This is a genomic window from Bacillus sp. TSO22 (genome assembly GCF_020223595.1).
Classification (GTDB): Bacteria; Bacillota; Bacilli; order Bacillales; family Bacillaceae; genus Bacillus; species Bacillus inaquosorum.
Window position 1 is genome coordinate 1 of the sequence record NZ_JAHAWO010000001.1, and the last position, 16,154, is coordinate 16,154.

Consider the following 16,154-nt stretch of genomic DNA (forward strand, 5'->3'; position numbering starts at 1 on the left):
CTCAAGATGAGATTTCCCATTCCGCAAGGAAGTAAGATCCCTGAAAGATGATCAGGTTGATAGGTCTGAGGTGGAAGTGTGGCGACACATGGAGCTGACAGATACTAATCGATCGAGGACTTAACCAAATTTCTAATCATGATGTCACACCTGTTATCTAGTTTTGAGAGAACACCTCTCTAAAAGGCGGAAAAGCAAAGAAACTCCGCTAAGGGCTCTCACATCCTGTGAGAAACGCCCAGTACCTTCATCCTGAAGGCATTTGTTTGGTGGCGATAGCGAAGAGGTCACACCCGTTCCCATACCGAACACGGAAGTTAAGCTCTTCAGCGCCGATGGTAGTCGGGGGTTTCCCCCTGTGAGAGTAGGACGCCGCCAAGCAATTGCACGCTAGTGCAATTATGGAGGATTAGCTCAGCTGGGAGAGCATCTGCCTTACAAGCAGAGGGTCGGCGGTTCGAGCCCGTCATCCTCCACCATTTTAATTAATTATACATACTCGATTTTACATATACGCCGGTGTAGCTCAATTGGTAGAGCAACTGACTTGTAATCAGTAGGTTGGGGGTTCAAGTCCTCTTGCCGGCACCACTTTTATATGATATAATATTCAAGTCTCTTGTAAGAAGAGCCATTAGCTCAGTTGGTAGAGCATCTGACTTTTAATCAGAGGGTCGAAGGTTCGAGTCCTTCATGGCTCACCATTTACATGTTGCGGATGTGGCGGAATTGGCAGACGCGCTAGAATCAGGCTCTAGTGTCTTTACAGACGTGGGGGTTCAAGTCCCTTCATCCGCACCATTTCTGCGGAAGTAGTTCAGTGGTAGAACACCACCTTGCCAAGGTGGGGGTCGCGGGTTCGAATCCCGTCTTCCGCTCCAACTATACCATCCACGCCGGGGTGGTGGAATTGGCAGACACACAGGACTTAAAATCCTGCGGTAGGTGACTACCGTGCCGGTTCAAGTCCGGCCCTCGGCATTAAGTTTTGCGCCCGTAGCTCAATTGGATAGAGCGTTTGACTACGGATCAAAAGGTTAGGGGTTCGACTCCTCTCGGGCGCGCCATGATCTACATGAAATCGGGAAGTAGCTCAGCTTGGTAGAGCACATGGTTTGGGACCATGGGGTCGCAGGTTCGAATCCTGTCTTCCCGACCATTCTTGGGGCCTTAGCTCAGCTGGGAGAGCGCCTGCTTTGCACGCAGGAGGTCAGCGGTTCGATCCCGCTAGGCTCCACTTGATTTCAATAAATATTTGGCGGTGTAGCTCAGCTGGCTAGAGCGTACGGTTCATACCCGTGAGGTCGGGGGTTCGATCCCCTCCGCCGCTACCAATGGACCTTTAGCTCAGTTGGTTAGAGCAGACGGCTCATAACCGTCCGGTCGTAGGTTCGAGTCCTACAAGGTCCACCATTATACGGAGGAATACCCAAGTCTGGCTGAAGGGATCGGTCTTGAAAACCGACAGGGGTGTCAAAGCCCGCGGGGGTTCGAATCCCTCTTCCTCCGCCATATATATTCTTAATCATCGCGGGGTGGAGCAGTTCGGTAGCTCGTCGGGCTCATAACCCGAAGGTCGCAGGTTCAAATCCTGCCCCCGCAACCAAAATACATGAATGAAATAAGAAGTGCCCGAAGGGTGCAACCAAGAAAATTCACGTGTAAATTTTAAAATGGTCCGGTAGTTCAGTTGGTTAGAATGCCTGCCTGTCACGCAGGAGGTCGCGGGTTCGAGTCCCGTCCGGACCGCCATTTAAATACTTAGGCTCGGTAGCTCAGTTGGTAGAGCAACGGACTGAAAATCCGTGTGTCGGCGGTTCGATTCCGTCCCGAGCCACCATATATCAATATATATATTTTGGCGGTTGTGGCGAAGTGGTTAACGCACCAGATTGTGGCTCTGGCATTCGTGGGTTCGATTCCCATCAATCGCCCCAAATAAAAATTGCGGGTGTAGTTTAGTGGTAAAACCTCAGCCTTCCAAGCTGATGTCGTGGGTTCGATTCCCATCACCCGCTCCATTTCTATATTGTCATGGGCCTGTAGCTCAGCTGGTTAGAGCGCACGCCTGATAAGCGTGAGGTCGATGGTTCGAGTCCATTCAGGCCCACCATGATTTTTATATTCCACAGTAGCTCAGTGGTAGAGCTATCGGCTGTTAACCGATCGGTCGCAGGTTCGAATCCTGCCTGTGGAGCCAAATGGAGAAGTACTCAAGTGGCTGAAGAGGCGCCCCTGCTAAGGGTGTAGGTCGTGTAAGCGGCGCGAGGGTTCAAATCCCTCCTTCTCCGCCATATGATTACAAATATAAGTTCTCAAGCAACGGCCCGTTGGTCAAGCGGTTAAGACACCGCCCTTTCACGGCGGTAACACGGGTTCGAATCCCGTACGGGTCATCCCAAAACCTTGCATATCCTGCAAGGTTTTTTTATTTTTATAAATCATGATATGCCTTAGATTTCATACTTTATTCTACAAACAGACAACAAAAATCTTCATATATTTCGTTTTTCTTCGGAAAATGAAGTTAAATGTCAATAAGTATAAGCGCTTTCATGAAAGGGCTTTTTTTTATTTCTTCGAATAAATACTATAAGTGAAAACTATGATGTCAGAAAGGATGATTACATGGCCGCTGCCAGCCCGACAGCACATGATGTTTATCTTTTTCACGAAGGCAGTCTGTTTAAAAGCTATCAGCTGTTTGGCTCGCATTATCGCGAGCTGAATGGCCAAAGCGGATATGAATTTTGTGTGTGGGCGCCTCATGCGTCAGAAGTACGAGTGGCAGGGGATTTTAACAGCTGGTCAGGAGAGCAGCATGTGATGCACAGAGTGAACGATAACGGCATTTGGACGTTATTTATTCCAGGTTTGGGAGAAAAGGAACGATATAAGTATGAAATCGTGACTCATAGCGGTGAGATCAGGCTGAAGGCAGATCCATATGCTATTTATTCGGAAGTCAGGCCACATACAGCGTCACTTACTTACGATTTAGGTGAGTACAGCTGGAAAGATCAATTATGGCAAAAGAAACAAAAGGCTAAGACGGTGTATGAGAAACCTGTTTTTATTTATGAGCTTCATCTCGGTTCGTGGAAGAAACATTCTGATGGCAGGCATTACTCCTATCAAGAATTAAGCCAGTCGCTTATTCCTTATATCAAAGAACATGGATTTACTCATATCGAACTGCTTCCGGTATATGAGCATCCTTATGACCGTTCCTGGGGGTACCAAGGAACGGGTTATTACAGCCCGACAAGCAGGTTTGGCACACCACATGATTTGATGAAGTTTGTGGATGAATGCCATCAAGAAAACATCGGAGTCATACTGGATTGGGTGCCCGGACATTTTTGTAAAGATGCACATGGTCTTTATATGTTTGATGGAGAGCCTCTTTATGAATATCAAGAAGAACGTGATCGGGAGAACTGGCTATGGGGCACGGCAAACTTTGACCTAGGAAAACCGGAAGTTCATAGTTTTTTAATTTCTAATGCGTTGTACTGGGCAGAATTCTATCATATAGATGGATTTAGGGTTGATGCAGTGGCTAACATCTTGTATTGGCCAAATCAGGATGAACGCCATACGAATCCATATGCTGTTGAATTTTTAAAAAAACTCAATCAAACCATGAGAGAGGCATATCCGCATGTCATGATGATTGCGGAAGATTCTACGGAATGGCCTCAAGTGACAGGTGCCGTTGAGGAAGGGGGGCTCGGTTTTCATTTTAAATGGAATATGGGCTGGATGAATGACGTACTGACATACATGGAGACGCCGCCAGAAGAAAGGCGGAATTGTCATCAGCTTATCTCTTTTTCATTACTGTATACGTTTAGTGAACATTTTGTATTGCCGTTTTCTCATGATGAAGTCGTATACGGAAAAAAATCACTTCTTAATAAAATGCCTGGCGACTATTGGCAGAAATTTGCCCAGTATCGGCTTTTGCTCGGATATATGACGGCTCATCCCGGAAAAAAATTGATCTTTATGGGTTCAGAATTTGCCCAATTTGATGAATGGAAAGACACAGAGCAGCTAGATTGGTTTTTGGACTCCTTCCCCATGCATCAGAAAGCCAGCGTTTTTACGCAAGATCTTCTCCGCTTTTATCAAAAAAGCAAAATCCTTTATGAAAATGACCATCGTGCCCAGTCGTTTGAATGGATTGATGTCCATAATAACGAACAATCAATCTTTTCTTTTATTCGTTATGGGAAAAGGCACGGTGAGGCGCTTGTCATCATTTGTAATTTTACACCCGTGGTCTATCATCAATATGATGTTGGTGTTCCTTTTCTAACCCAATACATCGAGGTGCTGAACAGCGACAGTGAAACATATGGAGGCTCAGGACAAATCAACAAAAAGCCGTTAGCCGCCAAAAAGGGAGCTCTTCATCATAAACCTTGTTATATCACGATGACCATCCCCCCTTACGGCATTTCAATTTTACGGGCGGTTAAAAAAAGAGGAGAGATAAAAAGATGAAAAAACAATGTGTAGCCATGCTCCTTGCCGGCGGGAAGGGCAGCCGTCTTAGCGGATTAACAAAACATATGGCAAAACCGGCTGTATCTTTCGGGGGAAAATACAGGATTATAGATTTTACGCTCAGCAACTGTTCCAATTCAGGCATAGACACGGTCGGGATTTTAACACAATATCAGCCGCTTGAGCTGAATTCCTATATTGGAATCGGCAGTGCATGGGACCTTGACAGATATAATGGCGGCGTGACGGTTTTACCCCCTTATGCCGAGTCATCAGAAGTCAAATGGTATAAAGGGACGGCAAGCGCCATTTATGAAAATCTCAATTATTTGAATCAGTATGATCCTGAGTATGTGCTGATTTTATCAGGAGATCACATCTACAAAATGGACTACGGCAAAATGCTCGATTTTCACATTGAAAAGAAAGCGGATGTCACCATCTCTGTCATCGAAGTGGGTTGGGAGGAAGCAAGCCGCTTTGGCATCATGAAGACCAATGCAGATGGGATGATCACGCATTTTGATGAAAAGCCCAAATTTCCTAAGAGCAATCTTGCCTCAATGGGAATTTATATATTCAATTGGCCGCTTTTGAAACAGTACCTTGAGATGGACGACCGGAACCCTTATTCAAGCCACGACTTCGGCAAAGACATTATTCCTCTGCTTTTAGAGGAAAAAAAGAAGCTTTCCGCATATCCGTTTAAAGGATATTGGAAGGATGTCGGAACAGTGCAGAGCTTGTGGGAAGCCAATATGGATTTATTAAAAGAGGAATCGGAGCTAAAGCTGTTTGAACGCAAGTGGAAAATTTACTCCGTCAATCCCAATCAGCCTCCGCAATTTATTTCATCTGACGCACAGGTTCATGATTCGCTTGTGAACGAAGGGTGTGTCGTGTATGGAAATGTGTCTCATTCCGTTCTTTTTCAAGGTGTTACTGTCGGCAAACATTCGACTGTCAAATCGTCGGTCATTATGCCGGATGTGACGATTGGCGAGCATGTAGTGATTGAAAATGCCATCGTTCCTAAGGGTCTGGTGCTTCCGGATGGCGCAGTAATTCGATCCGAAAAAGACATTCAGGAGGTGCTGCTCGTTTCAGAGGAATTTGTAGAAAAAGAATTAATTTAATACTGAAGAGGGGGCAAAGCCAGTGTTCAATAATCAAATGTTAGGTGTTATAGATGAAACCACATATAAGCATTCTCTTCAGGATTTAACGGCACAGCGGTCGCTTGGGGCGATCCCTTTTGCCGGCAGGTACCGTCTGATCGATTTTATGCTTTCCAACATGGTGAATGCGGATATTAGGAGCGTCGCGATTTTTCCGAAGTATCGCTATCGTTCGCTTATGGATCATCTTGGAGCGGGTAAGGAATGGGATTTGCATCGAAAAAAGGATGGCCTCTTTTTTTTCCCGTCACCCCATCTTCACCAAGAATACGATGAATTCGGTTCCTTTCGCCAGTTTTCCGACCATCTTGATTACTTCCACAGAAGCACACAGCAATATGCCGTGATCTCCAACAGCCATACCGTATGCAACATTCAATTTCAATATGTGCTGAAACGCCATCAGGAGGTTGGCTGCGATGTCACCGAGGTATTTCAGGACGGCCAGTCGCTGCAAATCTATATCATGTCTACAGCGCTCTTAAAGGATCTGATCTACGGACATAGTGAAAAAGGCTATAAAACCATTCAGGAGGCTGTTGAAAAAGAATCATCCTCCTTGACCATTTGCCCTTATGAATATTCAGGTTATGCCGCTGTCATTGATTCGGTGGAAAAGTATTATACCCACAGTATGGAGCTCATTCAGCCTCGTTTTTGGCAGCAGGTGTTTTTGCCCCAGCAGCCGATCTATACAAAAGTGAAGGATGAGCCGCCGACGAAATACGGCAAGCACAGCACTGTCAAAAATTCCTTGGTGGCAAACGGTTGTGTGCTTGAAGGAGAGGTTGAAAACTGCATTTTGTTCAGGGCGGTTCATGTCGGAAAGGGTACGAAGCTGAAAAACTGCATTGTTATGCAAAAAACGCAGATTGGCGAGGAGTGCCTGCTTGAGCAGGTCATTTCTGATAAGGACGTTAAAATCGGAAATGCGACTGAGGCTGCGGGAACAGCTGAGCAGCCGCTTGTATTAAGAAAAGGTTTGGTGCAAGGAGAGCTGATGAATTCTTGAAGGTATTATTTGCTGTATCAGAATGTACCCCGTTTGTTAAATCAGGAGGTCTTGCCGATGTAGCCGGTGCTCTGCCAAAGGCACTTGCACGATTAGGCAATGAAGTAGCTGTGATGCTGCCGAAGTACAGTCAAATACCTGAGCGTTGGAAAAAGCGCATGAGAAAAATGGCTGAGTGTACGGTAGCTGTTGGCTGGCGTCAGCAATATTGCGGAATTGAACATATGGCCGAAGATGATGTGAATTATTATTTCATCGACAATGAATATTATTTTAACAGGGATTCGTTGTACGGGCATTATGATGACGGTGAACGATTTGCTTTTTTTTCAAGAGCTGTACTGGAGGCTGCCAAAGCTGTGAATGTTCAAGCGGATATTGTTCATACTCACGACTGGCATACAGCGATGGTCAATTATTTGCTGAAAGAGGAATACAGAAAACATCCTTTTTATGAGCAGATGAAAAGTGTGCTCACGATCCACAACCTGCAGTTTCAAGGCATATTTCCGCCTGATGTCACACATGACTTGCTGGGGCTTGAGATGGATCATTTTCATTATGAAAGGTTAGAATGCAACGGATTTGTTAATTTTATGAAGGCGGGCATCATTGCGGCTGATCATGTGACAACTGTAAGCCCTACTTACAGAAATGAAATATTGACGCCTTATTACGGTGAACAGCTGGAACAGGTTTTGCGATATAGGGAAAATGATGTAACCGGCATTTTAAATGGCATTGATGATTCCTTCTACCAGCCAAAAAGCGATCCTTATATAGAGGCGCATTACGATTCGGAGCATCTTGCAAACAAGGAAGAAAATAAAAAGAAGCTTCAGCGGCGGATGGGGCTTCCGGAACGACACGATATTCCGCTGATCAGTATGGTGACAAGGCTGACTAAACAAAAGGGACTTGATCTTGTCCGCAGGATTATGCATGAACTTCTTGAGGAGCAGGACATACAACTGATTGTGCTGGGTACAGGGGAACGCGAATTTGAAGATTATTTCCGGTATGCAGAATTTGCTTTTCATGAGAAGTGCCGAGCGTATATTGGGTTTGACGAGCCGCTTGCCCATCAAATTTATGCGGGCTCTGATTTGTTTTTGATGCCGTCGAAATTTGAGCCGTGCGGCTTGGGGCAGCTGATTGCTCTCCAATATGGCGCCATTCCGATTGTCAGAGAGACGGGCGGGCTTTATGATACTGTCCGTTCCTATCAGGAGGAAGAGGGAACGGGTAATGGCTTTACGTTCTCTGCCTTCAATGCGCATGATCTGAAATTTACGATTGAGAGGGCGCTGTCGTTTTATCGTCAAAAGGACGTATGGAAGAGCATCATGAAGACCGCAATGAATGCAGATTACAGCTGGGAGCAGTCAGCCAAAGAGTATCAGCGCATTTTCGAGCATGTGACAAGGAGTGGACGGGATGTTCTCGAGTAAAGAACGCTTTGCAGCCTTATTTTTAAAGCGTCTGGAAATGACGTGCGGAAAAAGCTTTAAAGACTCTGCCAAGCTGGATCAATATAAAACGTTGGGCAATATGGTCAGAGAGTATATCAGCGCTGATTGGATCCAGACGAATGAAAAGAGCCGGTCCAATTCCGGGAAGCAGACATATTATTTGTCAATCGAATTTCTTCTCGGTCAGCTCCTTGAACAAAATTTAATGAATCTGGGCGTTCGTGATGTTGTAGAAGCAGGCTTGAAGGATATCGGCATCAATTTAGAGGAGATCGTTCAGATGGAGAGCGATGCAGGTCTCGGCAATGGCGGGCTTGGGCGTTTGGCCGCTTGCTTTTTAGATTCTCTGGCTTCGTTGAACTTGCCGGGGCACGGGATGGGCATTCGTTATAAACATGGCTTGTTTGAACAAAAAATTGTAGACGGGCATCAAGTGGAACTGCCTGAGCAATGGCTGAAAAACGGGAATGTATGGGAAGTAAGAAATGCGGATCAGGCAGTTGATGTGCCGTTTTGGGGCGAGGTGCATATGACAGAAAAAAACGGGCGTCTGCATTTTCGCCACGAACAAGCTACAATTGTTTCCGCTGTCCCTTATGATATCCCGATCATCGGCTATGAGACTGGCACCGTTAATACGTTACGGCTTTGGAACGCCGAGCCTTCTGCGCACTATCATGGCGGCAATATTTTGTCTTATAAGCGGGAAACAGAAGCTGTTTCTGAATTTTTATATCCTGATGACACCCATGACGAGGGGAAAATTTTGCGGCTGAAGCAGCAGTATTTTTTAGTATGCGCAAGCTTAAAAAGCATTGTGAACAATTACCGAAAAACAAATAAATCTTTATCCGGCCTGCATAAAAAAGTAAGCATCCATATTAATGACACCCATCCTGCGCTTGCGGTGCCTGAGCTGATGCGGATTTTACTCGATGAAGAGAACATGAGCTGGGAAGAGGCCTGGCATATTACCGTACATACGATTTCTTATACAAATCATACAACATTGTCAGAAGCGCTTGAGAAATGGCCGATTCATTTGTTTAAGCCGCTGCTCCCGCGAATGTATATGATTATTGAAGAGATCAATGAAAGGTTTTGCCGAGCGGTTTGGGAAAAGTATCCCGGAGACTGGAAAAGAATAGAGGCCATGGCGATTACGGCGCATGGTGTTGTCAAAATGGCTCATCTGGCTATAGTGGGCAGCTACAGTGTAAACGGCGTTGCCAAAATTCATTCTGATATTTTAAAGGAAAGGGAGATGCACGATTTTCATTTGCTGTTCCCGAGTCGTTTTAACAATAAGACGAATGGAATTGCCCACAGGCGCTGGCTGCTAAAAGCGAATCCCGGCTTGTCTGCCATCATTACAGAGGCGATCGGCAATGAATGGGTGAAACAGCCGGAATCCCTTATCGGATTAGAATCGTACGCCTCTGATCCCGCTTTTATCGAGCAGTTTCAAAACAACAAAAGCAGGAAAAAACAAGAGCTTGCCGATTTGATTTTTTGCACGGCCGGGGTGGTTGTGAATCCTGACAGCATATTCGACGTACAGGTAAAACGGCTTCATGCATACAAACGGCAGCTGCTGAATGTTCTTCATATTATGTATTTGTATAACCGGCTTAAGGAGGACTCGGGATTTTCAATCTATCCGCAAACCTTTATTTTCGGGGCAAAGGCTTCACCAAGCTATCATTATGCCAAGAAAATCATTAAGCTGATCCATTCTGTCTCAGAAAAGGTCAACTATGATCCGGCAGTCAAACAGCTGATTAAGATTGTTTTTTTGGAAAATTACAGAGTTTCTATGGCTGAGCGTATTTTTCCGGCTTCAGATGTGAGTGAACAAATTTCAACTGCAAGCAAAGAAGCGTCTGGTACAGGAAATATGAAGTTTATGATGAACGGCGCTTTGACGATCGGCACGCATGACGGCGCAAATATTGAGATTCTTGAGCGGGTGGGGCCTGATTGCATTTATACATTCGGTTTAAAGGCGGATGACGTTCTATCGTATCAGGAAAACGGCGGCTATAGATCGAGGGAATATTATCAGCATGACCGCAGAATCAGACAGGTGGTCGATCAGCTGATCAACGGTTTTTTTGAAGGGGAAGCAGATGAATTTGAATCGATCTATGACTCGCTGCTTCCGCATAATGATGAGTATTTTGTGCTGAAGGATTTCAGCTCATATGCAGATGCGCAGGAGCGTATTCAAGCTGATTATCGCGATCAGCGGAAATGGTCTGAGCGTTCGGTTTTAAACATTGCCCATTCTGGTTATTTCTCCAGCGACCGCACGATCCGGGAATATGCGAAAGACATTTGGGGCATCCGGCCGATGATGTGAAAAAGCCGCTGTATAAGCGGCTTTTTTTGTTCACAGATTCATTGAATAGATTGTAAAGGATAATAATGTCGCAAATGCACTCCATAAAAAATAAGGTAAAAGAAGATAGCTTGCGGCTCTGCTGTATTTTTTCGCTACGATCATTAATATGAGTGCAGTGATTGCGACAAGCAGGCAGTCAATTGATGCAGCCAGCAAATTCTTTTGCGTAAATTGAAAATAGCTGAATGCCTGATTAAGCACATAATTAAGCAAAAGCATAAGCCAAAAGCTTTTCGCATCTTTAAATGAAAACGCGGCATACACAATGGCAGCTGAAAGGGAGATCAGGGCAAACAGGATGGCCCAAATGATGCCGATCGCAGATCCGGGTGGCGTCCAGTCCGGTTTTTCCAGTGAATTGTACCATTCGTGGTCAATTGGAAACAGGTAGTCTGCGGCTGAAAACAGCGCATATGTAATCACAAAAACCGCTATGGCGCCGACAATCTTCTTCATGTTTGTAACCTCCGTATGTATTTATTTTACATTTGCACTACCCTTTATCTTATAAAGACCAAACCCCGATATGCAGAAAACGTAAAAGAACCCCCAATAATCGGGGGGTCAATCAGCGTGGAGATCGCCGAATGTTGTCATGATTCCCTCTTCATCGAGTTCTTCCTCATAACGCTCATGGGCTCTGCTTTGATAAACTGTAATTTCTTTTCCTGTGATATCAGTAGCGATGAAATTTTCGTATGACTCCGTATTGCCGATATTTTCTTCGGCATTCATCGTCATATCATCATAGCTGAGCGGCGGGTTTTCCATATCCTGCGGTGTTGATGAGTTTCCGTATTTTTCAACGTCCTGGTAGGAATCTTCACTGTCATAAGGCGCTCTGATTTCTTCATCATCGTCAAATTCAAATTGCCCGAAAGGTGTTTCTTCTTCGATCGGACGGTCTTTGGAAACGACATCCTGTGACGAATACTCTGCGAGCGTCGTGGCCGTCGGAAGCGCTTCAAGACGTTCGTAAGGGATTTCCTTTCCGCTGACTTCACAAATACCGTACGTACCGTTTTCTATCGCCTTCAATGAATGCTCAATGTCCCGGAGATGCTCTCGCTCATGCAAGTCGAGAGCGATGTCTTTTTCACGCTCGTAAAGCTCTGTCGCCTGATCGCCGGGATGGTTGTCGTAAGCGGAAAGCTCACCCCACGAATCATAAGGAAAGGCTGAGTTAAGCTGAAAATGGTCATTGTCTTTGAAACGGTTTAAGATATCTTTTTTCGTTTGTTCCAGTTCATTTTTTAAATGCTGCAGCTGGTCTTTTGTAAGCAATGTGATCGCCTCGTTTCTCTGTGATGCATACCCTTAGTATGAACAGATCGCCTGAGAACTTTCATAAATGGCGCGTGGAGGAATATAGGAGATTTTCCTTATATGGTAAGCGGATACAACCTTTGCTATCAGTGGAGAAAGAAAATTAAGGTTTGTTTCTTTTTCATTTCTGAAATTAGGTTTATAATAGGTAAGGCAGGCCATTTGGACTGCATGATCTGTGTGTTTGACACAAAGGAGACACAGGTGTATGGTATTAAAAGCATTTTAAGGATTATGGAGGAATGTCTCATGGTGACAACGGTGCAGCGTACGTTCCGAAAGGAAGTTCTACATGCATTACATAAAGCCAAAGAAGTCAACCATGCTGTCTTAATAAGCTATTCGAGACAAATCGAGTCTCTTGACCCTCTATCATTTTTCAATTACGGAGCAAAAAAATATACTGGCAATCGATTTTTTTGGTCAGATCCTGAAAGTGAATTGACAATAGTCGGTCTTGGCAAAGAAGCGGTTTTCCAGACAAATCAAAAAAACAGCGAGCGGTATCGCGAGGTTTTTGAACAATGGGAGCGCTTTAAAAAGACGGCTTTTCATATTTATGAAGAAGAAAAGCTGCAGCATTCTGCAGTGGGACCTGTGTTATTCGGAGGATTTTCTTTTGACCCTTGCGAAGAAAGAGGTACACAATGGGACCATTTCTCGGAAGGGGATTTCTTTGTGCCTGCGCTTATGCTGACGATGACTGCTGAAGGCCCATTCTTAACAGTCAACAGATGGGTAAGCGGAGAAGAAGATGCAGAAGCTGTTTTAGAAGGCTTAAAAGCTTTTGCAGCGGAATTTATGGTTCCAGTTTTAGAGCAAGGAGATCAGGCTGCGATTGCAGCATCTCAAGAGCTGGATAAGGATGATTGGCTGAAAGCAATCGAAACGGCAACAAGCCAAATTAAAGAGAAACAATATGATAAAGTGGTTCTTGCCCGAGAGCTGCTGCTCACGTTTGACGGCCCGGTCCAAATTGAACCGGTGCTTAAAACGCTTCTGAACGATCAGCAGACAAGCTATGTTTTTGCAATCGAACAGGAAGGCCAAACCTTTGTCGGCGCGTCTCCAGAACGACTGATCAAAAGAGACGGCAGCACTGTTATGTCTTCTTGTCTGGCAGGCTCCATTAAACGCGGCGCGGATGAAGAAGAAGACCGCCGGATAGGCCTTGAATTATTAAACGATGAGAAAAATCTGCTGGAGCATGATATTGTTGTAGGCATGATCCATAACGCTTTCATATCAAGCTGTTCTGAGGTTGAAAAGCCTGACGGACCTGCATTGTACAAAACGAAAAGCGTCCAGCACTTATTTACGCCGATTGTCGGACAGCTTCGTGAGTCTGCTTCGCTTTTTGACTTAATTGAGAAACTGCATCCCACACCTGCGCTTGGGGGGGCACCTCAGAAAAAAGCTGTAGAAGTGATCAGAGAGATCGAACCAATGTCCCGCGGCTGGTATGCGGCTCCTATCGGCTGGATTGACAGTCAGGATAACGGGGAATTCGCAGTGGCCATCCGTTCAGGGCTGATCGAAGGCAGCACAGCAAGGCTGTTTGCCGGGTGCGGTATTGTGGAAGACTCAGACCCGCACTCGGAATATGAGGAAACGCAGATTAAATTGAAGCCGATGATCTCTGCATTAGGAGGTGAGAGGCGTTGACAGCTAACCCGATTACTCATTACATCGGAAGTTTTATGGATGAATTCGCCCTTTCCGGAATTACGGACGCCGTCGTTTGTCCGGGCTCAAGATCCACACCGCTGGCTATTCTTGCAGCCGCGCATCCTGATATCAGCGTCCATGTCCAAATTGATGAAAGATCTGCCGGGTTTTTTGCTTTAGGGCTGGCAAAAGCGAAGCAGCGTCCCGTGCTTTTGATCTGCACATCAGGAACAGCCGCGGCCAACTTTTATCCGGCAGTGATTGAAGCCCATTATTCAAGAGTGCCCATTATTGTGTTAACTGCTGATCGGCCTCACGAGCTGCGCGAAGTAGGCGCACCGCAGGCTATTAATCAGCACTTCTTATTCGGTAACTTTGTTAAGTTTTTCACAGACTCTGCTCTTCCTGAAGAGTCTCCGCATATGCTGAGATATATCCGAACGCTGGCCAGCCGCGCCGCTGGCGAAGCACAAAAGCGACCTATGGGACCTGTGCATGTGAATGTGCCGCTGCGCGAACCGCTGATGCCGGATCTTTCAGCTGAGCCGTTTGGAAGAATGAGAACAGGCCGTCACGTGTCTGTGAAAACGGGAACGCAGTCTGTTGACCGGGAATCCCTGTCCGATGTGGCTGTGATGCTGACAGAGGCTGAAAAAGGAATGATCGTCTGCGGAGAGCTCCATAGTGATACGGATAAGGAAAACATTATTGCACTGTCAAAGGCGCTTCAATATCCGATTTTAGCGGACCCGCTGTCTAATCTGCGGAACGGCGTCCATGATAAAAGCACGGTCATTGATGCGTACGATTCATTTTTAAAAGATGATGAGCTGAAGGCGAAACTGCGTCCGGATGTTGTCATCCGCTTTGGTCCGATGCCTGTTTCAAAACCGGTTTTCTTATGGCTTAAGGATGATCCGGCGATTCAGCAGATTGTGATTGACGAGGATGGAGGGTGGAGAGACCCGACACAGGCAAGCGCGCATATGATTCACAGCAACGCGTCTGCTTTTGCTGAAGCGATCATGACTGACCTTGCTGACATCACCAGGTCATCAGAATGGCTGGAAAAGTGGCAGTTTGTCAATGGGCGCTTCCGCGAGCATCTGCAAACAATCAGCAGTGAAGAGGTTTCGTTTGAAGGCAATCTCTATCGGATCCTTCAGCATCTTGTGCCTGAAAACAGCTCGCTGTTTGTCGGCAACAGCATGCCAATCAGGGATGTTGATACGTTTTTTGAAAAGCAGGAACGCGATTTCCGAATTTATTCAAACCGGGGCGCAAACGGCATAGACGGTGTCGTCTCCTCTGCCATGGGGATATGTGAAGGGACAAAAGCGCCTGTAACCCTCGTGATTGGAGATTTATCTTTTTATCACGATTTAAACGGACTGCTGGCTGCTAAAAAGCTGGGCATTCCTCTTACTGTGATTCTCGTGAATAATGACGGCGGAGGGATTTTCTCATTTTTGCCGCAGGCATCTGAGAAGGCACACTTTGAAGATTTGTTCGGCACGCCGACAGGGCTCGATTTCAAGCATGCTGCTGCACTATACGGCGGTACGTATTCATGCCCGGCTTCATGGGATGAATTCAAAGCAGCTTACGCGCCGCAGGCAGACAAGCCCGGACTCCATTTGATAGAAATCAAAACGGATCGACAATCAAGAGTCCAGCTTCATCGCGATATGCTGAATGAGGCTGTGCGGGAAGTGAAAAAACAATGGGAACTGTAAACTTAACGGTTTCAGACGGTGTCCGATATGCTGTGACAGACGAGCGGCCGAATGCTTCCGAAGCCATCGTCTGTCTGCACGGGTTTACCGGCAGCAAACAATCATGGAATTTTCTTGATCGGATGCTGCCTGATTCCCGTTTGATCAAAATTGATTGTTTAGGGCATGGTGAAACCGATGCCCCTCTGAATGGGAAGAGATACAGCACAAGCCGGCAAGTTTCTGACCTTGCCGAGATTTTTGATCAATTAAAACTTCACAAAGTGAAATTGATTGGGTATTCTATGGGAGGAAGGCTTGTTTATTCTTTTGCGATGACATATCCCGAACGGGTATCGGCACTTGTGCTTGAAAGCACAACGCCGGGGCTCAAAACGCTTGGGGAACGGCGGGAACGAATCATGCGGGACCGAAAGCTTGCAGATTTTATTTTGCGCGACGGCGTCAAAGCTTTTGTGCAGTATTGGGAGGGCATCCCTTTGTTTTCATCCCAGCAGCGGCTGGCTGAAGATATTCGGCACAGGATACGGTCGGGCCGTCTGCGAAACAATAAGATTGGGCTTGCAAACAGTTTAACCGGTATTGGCACCGGCTCACAGCCTTCCTGGTGGAGCCGTGTAGACGAAATTGAGGTGCCTGTGCTTCTGATCTGCGGGGAGTGGGACGAAAAGTTTTGTGCCATCAATCAAGAGGTGCATAAGAAGCTTCCATCTAGTAGAATAGAGATTGTTCCAAACGCCGGCCATACGGTCCATGTGGAACAACCGCGATTTTTTGGTAAAATAGTGAGTGAGTTTTTAACAAGCATCTGATTCACTCACATAGAGAATAAAAGGAGGTCAT

Annotated in this window: 10 protein-coding genes, 21 tRNA genes and 2 rRNA genes; 31 read left to right on the plus strand and 2 right to left on the minus strand. The window is 45.9% G+C overall.

Features of this window, described 5'->3' with window-relative positions:
* From KHQ79_RS00005 to glgP, 28 genes are all read left to right on the plus strand, one after another.
* Nucleotides 1-128, plus strand: a 23S ribosomal RNA gene (locus KHQ79_RS00005); the annotation flags it as partial.
* A 137-nt stretch (nt 129-265) separates the two neighbouring features.
* A 5S ribosomal RNA gene (rrf, locus tag KHQ79_RS00010) occupies nt 266-381 on the plus strand.
* Between the two features lie 22 nt (nt 382-403).
* Nucleotides 404-479, plus strand: a tRNA-Val gene (locus tag KHQ79_RS00015).
* A 36-nt stretch (nt 480-515) separates the two neighbouring features.
* Nucleotides 516-591 (plus strand) — tRNA-Thr (locus KHQ79_RS00020).
* 37 nt (nt 592-628) lie between these two features.
* Nucleotides 629-704 (plus strand) — tRNA-Lys (locus KHQ79_RS00025).
* A 10-nt stretch (nt 705-714) separates the two neighbouring features.
* Nucleotides 715-801, plus strand: a tRNA-Leu gene (locus KHQ79_RS00030).
* A gap of 5 nt (nt 802-806) precedes the next feature.
* Nucleotides 807-881 (plus strand) — tRNA-Gly (locus KHQ79_RS00035).
* A gap of 14 nt (nt 882-895) precedes the next feature.
* Nucleotides 896-981: transfer RNA gene (locus KHQ79_RS00040), tRNA-Leu, on the plus strand.
* 9 nt (nt 982-990) lie between these two features.
* Nucleotides 991-1,067 (plus strand) — tRNA-Arg (locus KHQ79_RS00045).
* Between the two features lie 15 nt (nt 1,068-1,082).
* Nucleotides 1,083-1,159 (plus strand) — tRNA-Pro (locus KHQ79_RS00050).
* Between the two features lie 5 nt (nt 1,160-1,164).
* A tRNA-Ala gene (locus KHQ79_RS00055) sits at nt 1,165-1,237 on the plus strand.
* Nucleotides 1,238-1,257: 20 nt separating this feature from the next.
* Nucleotides 1,258-1,334, plus strand: a tRNA-Met gene (locus KHQ79_RS00060).
* A gap of 2 nt (nt 1,335-1,336) precedes the next feature.
* Nucleotides 1,337-1,413 (plus strand) — tRNA-Ile (locus KHQ79_RS00065).
* Between the two features lie 6 nt (nt 1,414-1,419).
* Nucleotides 1,420-1,512 (plus strand) — tRNA-Ser (locus KHQ79_RS00070).
* 17 nt (nt 1,513-1,529) lie between these two features.
* Nucleotides 1,530-1,606 (plus strand) — tRNA-Met (locus KHQ79_RS00075).
* 69 nt (nt 1,607-1,675) lie between these two features.
* A tRNA-Asp gene (locus KHQ79_RS00080) sits at nt 1,676-1,752 on the plus strand.
* A gap of 12 nt (nt 1,753-1,764) precedes the next feature.
* Nucleotides 1,765-1,840: transfer RNA gene (locus tag KHQ79_RS00085), tRNA-Phe, on the plus strand.
* A 21-nt stretch (nt 1,841-1,861) separates the two neighbouring features.
* Nucleotides 1,862-1,937, plus strand: a tRNA-His gene (locus tag KHQ79_RS00090).
* Nucleotides 1,938-1,947: 10 nt separating this feature from the next.
* Nucleotides 1,948-2,021: transfer RNA gene (locus KHQ79_RS00095), tRNA-Gly, on the plus strand.
* Between the two features lie 15 nt (nt 2,022-2,036).
* A tRNA-Ile gene (locus KHQ79_RS00100) sits at nt 2,037-2,113 on the plus strand.
* Between the two features lie 12 nt (nt 2,114-2,125).
* Nucleotides 2,126-2,200, plus strand: a tRNA-Asn gene (locus KHQ79_RS00105).
* Nucleotides 2,201-2,203: 3 nt separating this feature from the next.
* Nucleotides 2,204-2,294 (plus strand) — tRNA-Ser (locus tag KHQ79_RS00110).
* Nucleotides 2,295-2,324: 30 nt separating this feature from the next.
* Nucleotides 2,325-2,396 (plus strand) — tRNA-Glu (locus KHQ79_RS00115).
* A gap of 232 nt (nt 2,397-2,628) precedes the next feature.
* Nucleotides 2,629-4,512: a 1,4-alpha-glucan branching enzyme gene (gene glgB, locus KHQ79_RS00120; RefSeq protein ID WP_225513981.1), complete on the plus strand. Its 1,884-nt coding sequence runs from the start codon at nt 2,629-2,631 to the stop codon at nt 4,510-4,512.
* Nucleotides 4,509-5,651, plus strand: coding sequence for a glucose-1-phosphate adenylyltransferase (locus KHQ79_RS00125; RefSeq protein WP_003238078.1), 1,143 nt, complete (start codon nt 4,509-4,511; stop codon nt 5,649-5,651). Before glgB ends, KHQ79_RS00125 begins: the two co-directional genes overlap by 4 nt.
* Nucleotides 5,652-5,673: 22 nt before the next feature.
* On the plus strand, nt 5,674-6,705 hold the full coding sequence (glgD, locus tag KHQ79_RS00130) for a glucose-1-phosphate adenylyltransferase subunit GlgD (protein ID WP_080429054.1): 1,032 nt from the start codon (nt 5,674-5,676) through the stop codon (nt 6,703-6,705).
* On the plus strand, nt 6,702-8,156 hold the full coding sequence (gene glgA / locus KHQ79_RS00135; protein ID WP_060399353.1) for a glycogen synthase GlgA: 1,455 nt from the start codon (nt 6,702-6,704) through the stop codon (nt 8,154-8,156). Before glgD ends, glgA begins: the two co-directional genes overlap by 4 nt.
* A complete protein-coding gene (gene glgP, locus KHQ79_RS00140; RefSeq protein WP_060399352.1) occupies nt 8,143-10,539 on the plus strand; it encodes a glycogen phosphorylase GlgP in 2,397 nt (798 codons plus the stop codon). Before glgA ends, glgP begins: the two co-directional genes overlap by 14 nt.
* Nucleotides 10,540-10,569: 30 nt before the next feature.
* Here glgP and KHQ79_RS00145 read toward each other — a convergent pair whose 3' ends face one another.
* Together KHQ79_RS00145 and KHQ79_RS00150 are read right to left on the minus strand one after the other, a co-directional pair.
* Entirely contained in the window at nt 10,570-11,037 is a 468-nt protein-coding gene (locus tag KHQ79_RS00145) for a TspO/MBR family protein (protein WP_225513982.1), read from the minus strand.
* A gap of 108 nt (nt 11,038-11,145) precedes the next feature.
* On the minus strand, nt 11,146-11,865 hold the full coding sequence (locus KHQ79_RS00150; RefSeq protein WP_003238073.1) for a yteA family sporulation protein: 720 nt from the start codon (nt 11,863-11,865) through the stop codon (nt 11,146-11,148).
* 291 nt (nt 11,866-12,156) lie between these two features.
* Here KHQ79_RS00150 and KHQ79_RS00155 point away from each other — a divergent pair, with 291 nt between their 5' ends.
* Genes KHQ79_RS00155 through menH form a run of 3 tightly spaced genes read left to right on the plus strand, consistent with a single transcriptional unit; the run spans nt 12,157 to nt 16,123 of the window.
* Nucleotides 12,157-13,572, plus strand: a complete 1,416-nt coding sequence (locus KHQ79_RS00155; protein WP_225513983.1) for an isochorismate synthase — start codon at nt 12,157-12,159, stop codon at nt 13,570-13,572.
* Nucleotides 13,569-15,311 carry a 2-succinyl-5-enolpyruvyl-6-hydroxy-3-cyclohexene-1-carboxylic-acid synthase gene (gene menD, locus KHQ79_RS00160; RefSeq protein WP_225513984.1) on the plus strand — a complete coding sequence of 581 codons (1,743 nt, stop codon included), beginning with the start codon at nt 13,569-13,571 and terminating at the stop codon, nt 15,309-15,311. The genes KHQ79_RS00155 and menD overlap by 4 nt, the downstream gene beginning before the upstream one ends.
* Complete coding sequence (gene menH, locus KHQ79_RS00165) at nt 15,299-16,123, plus strand: 2-succinyl-6-hydroxy-2,4-cyclohexadiene-1-carboxylate synthase (protein ID WP_225513985.1); 825 nt, start codon at nt 15,299-15,301, stop codon at nt 16,121-16,123. The genes menD and menH overlap by 13 nt, the downstream gene beginning before the upstream one ends.
* Nucleotides 16,124-16,154: the final 31 nt, after the last annotated feature.

Coding starts and splice junctions, on each gene's coding strand:
- glgB (WP_225513981.1), top strand. CDS start 2,629: ATGGCCGCTGCCAGCCCGACAGCACATGATGTTTATCTTTTTCACGAA.
- KHQ79_RS00125 (WP_003238078.1), top strand. CDS start 4,509: ATGAAAAAACAATGTGTAGCCATGCTCCTTGCCGGCGGGAAGGGCAGC.
- glgP (WP_060399352.1), top strand. CDS start 8,143: ATGTTCTCGAGTAAAGAACGCTTTGCAGCCTTATTTTTAAAGCGTCTG.
- KHQ79_RS00145 (WP_225513982.1), bottom strand. CDS start 11,037: ATGAAGAAGATTGTCGGCGCCATAGCGGTTTTTGTGATTACATATGCG.
- KHQ79_RS00155 (WP_225513983.1), top strand. CDS start 12,157: ATGGTGACAACGGTGCAGCGTACGTTCCGAAAGGAAGTTCTACATGCA.
- menH (WP_225513985.1), top strand. CDS start 15,299: ATGGGAACTGTAAACTTAACGGTTTCAGACGGTGTCCGATATGCTGTG.